The following is a 2,425-nucleotide window of genomic DNA, read 5'->3' as shown; positions in this document are numbered from 1 at the left end:
CCCCCGCGGGGGCAGGCCGCCGCGCCCGCGGCAACGGCGTGAGGTGGCCGCGCGCCGCCCCTGGGCCGGCGGGGACGACCGGGCGCGGCCTGTTTCCGTACCCTGGCGGCATGCGCATGCGCCCCACTCTGAGCTGGACGCCCACCGAGGACCTGCCGCCGGGCACCACGGACCCGGGACCGGTCGCCGACGCGCTCGGCGCCGGCGGTGTGCTGGTGCTCAGCGGAGCGGGCATCTCCACCGAGTCGGGCATCCCCGACTACCGGGGTGTGGGCGGGAGCCTGAGCCGGCACACCCCGATGACCTACCAGGAATTCACCGCCGACGCCCGGGCCCGGCGCCGTTACTGGGCGCGCAGCCACCTCGGCTGGCGCACCTTCGGCCGCGCCCGCCCCAACGCCGGGCACCGGGCCGTGGCCGCGTTCGGGCGGCACGGGCTGCTCTCGGGCGTGATCACCCAGAACGTCGACGGCCTGCACCAGGCCGCCGGCAGCGAGGACGTCGTGGAGCTCCACGGAAGCCTGGCCCGGGTCGTCTGCCTCTCCTGCGGCGCCGCCGGCCCGCGCCGCGAACTCGCCCGGCGGCTGGAGGAGGCCAACGCGGGCTTCGAGCCGGTGGCCGCCGGATTCAACCCGGACGGTGACGCCGACCTCGCCGACGAACAGGTCGGGGACTTCCGCGTGGTGCCCTGCACAGCCTGCGGCGGCACCCTCAAACCGGATGTGGTGTTCTTCGGCGAAGCCGTTCCGCCGCCGCGGGTCGAGCACTGCCGCGAGCTGGTGAGCAAGGCGTCCTCGCTGCTGGTCCTGGGGTCCTCGCTGACGGTGATGTCCGGGCTCCGGTTCGTCCGCCAGGCGGCCCGGGACGGAAAGCCGGTACTGATCGTCAACCAGGATCCGACCCGGGGCGACGGACACGCCCTCGTCCGGGTCGCGCTCCCCCTGGGAGCGGCCCTCACCACCGTGGCCGGCCGACTGGGCATCCCCGTCGGCGGCCAGGCACCGACCCGGACGGGGCGGTGACGGGAGGCGCCGCGGCGGTAGCGGCCGTCGTCGCCCTCCCGGGTTCGGTTCCGGCTCGGGGTGAGCACCACGAAGTCCGCGTTGCACGGGTCGGGGCAGACGGCCATCCGGCCGACGCCCTCCGCGTCCTGCGGCCCCGTCTGCACGCTTCCGCCGTTTCCGGTGACCGCGGCGACCGTGGCGTCGCAGTCGGTGACCTGGAAGACCGGATGCCAGCAGGGCCGTCCGTCCGCCAGGGCGAGGTCCTCGGTACGCAGTCCCATGGCACCGCCCTGCGCACACTCCCGGGGAAGCCCGGCGGCCGTGATGACGGAGTACGTGCCCGCGCCGTCCGGCAGCTCCGTGTCGTCGAACCGCCAGCCGAAGACGTCCCCGTAGAACTCCCTCGCCGCCGCGGTGTCGCTGGTGTACAGCTCGGTCCGGAGCAGTGAGCCCGGCCGGCCGATCAACTCGATGCCGGCGCTCTTCCCCGGTTGCCAGATGGCGAACCGGCCGCCCGGCTGATCGCTGTACTGCGCCATCCGGCCCCACTCCCCCAGGTCCGTCGGTGCCACGCGCACGGTGCCGCCCGCCCGCTCGACGGCCCGGGTCGTGGCGTCCGCGTCGGCGACGCGGTAGTAGATCATCCACGCCGAGCGCGCACCCTCCTCGGTCAGCCTGCCGAGCCCGGCCACGGTCCCGTACGGCCTCAGCGTGGAAGCCGGAGACGGACAGTACGAGCATCGAGGAAACCGGACATGAGGTGTCGGGTTTCGGGTCGAGTATGGCCTTGACGGCCGGCGTCGACGGTGGACGCGGGCCTGGACCCCAAGGACGGACAAGGATCCCCATGCGCGAAACACCGGAGGAGTTCGAAGAGCTCCAGGCCCTTCTCGACTCCTCGCTCTCCCGCTCCACCCCGCATCTCCGCTCGATCGTCAGTACCGAGCGCACCCTGACCGCGAGGCAGCTCACCAGGGTCCTCACCGGCATGTGCACCCTCTCCCTGGCCACCGTGACGGCGAAGGGCGAGCCGCGCATCAGCGGCGTCGACGGGCACTTCCTGCACGGAAGGTGGCACTTCGGCACGGCACGCGACGCCGCCAAGGCCCGTCACCTCGCCGTGCGGCCCGCCGCCAGCGCCGCGCACCTGCGGGGCGAGGATCTGGGGGTGTTCACCCACGGCGAGGTGGAGATCCTCAACCCCCGCGGCGGCGAACCGGCCGCGGGGTGGCCGGAGCTGCTCTCGTACCTCAAGGACCTCTACGGCGAGGACGCCTTCGACTGGGACGAGGATGTGGTCTACTACCGGCTGCGCCCGCACTGGATGACCGCCTACGCCCCCGACGCCGCGAAACTCACCGTGAACGCCCCGGCCTGACCGGGGCACGGGCCGCGGCTCGGCAGCGGCGACAGGTCACAGC

Annotated in this window: 2 protein-coding genes and 1 pseudogene; 2 read left to right on the top strand and 1 reads right to left on the bottom strand. The window is 73.8% G+C overall.

The window, feature by feature from the left end; genetic code table 11:
- The first annotated feature begins 110 nt into the window (after window positions 1-110).
- The gene (locus AC2CJA_RS26135) at window positions 111-1,022 is read left to right on the top strand and encodes an NAD-dependent protein deacetylase (protein WP_484605133.1); all 912 of its coding nucleotides are present in this window, start codon (window positions 111-113) and stop codon (window positions 1,020-1,022) included.
- A gap of 53 nt (window positions 1,023-1,075) precedes the next feature.
- On the opposite strand, the pseudogene AC2CJA_RS26130 reads toward AC2CJA_RS26135, so the two are convergent.
- Window positions 1,076-1,696 (bottom strand): annotated as a pseudogene (locus tag AC2CJA_RS26130) (VOC family protein); the annotation flags it as partial.
- 155 nt (window positions 1,697-1,851) lie between these two features.
- Here AC2CJA_RS26130 and AC2CJA_RS26125 point away from each other — a divergent pair.
- On the top strand, window positions 1,852-2,382 hold the full coding sequence (locus AC2CJA_RS26125) for a pyridoxamine 5'-phosphate oxidase family protein (RefSeq protein WP_484605132.1): 531 nt from the start codon (window positions 1,852-1,854) through the stop codon (window positions 2,380-2,382).
- Window positions 2,383-2,425 lie beyond the last annotated feature (43 nt).

It is taken from the genome of Streptomyces sp. ATLC9 (assembly GCF_057196705.1).
This window is presented reverse-complemented; position numbering and strand designations above follow the sequence as displayed.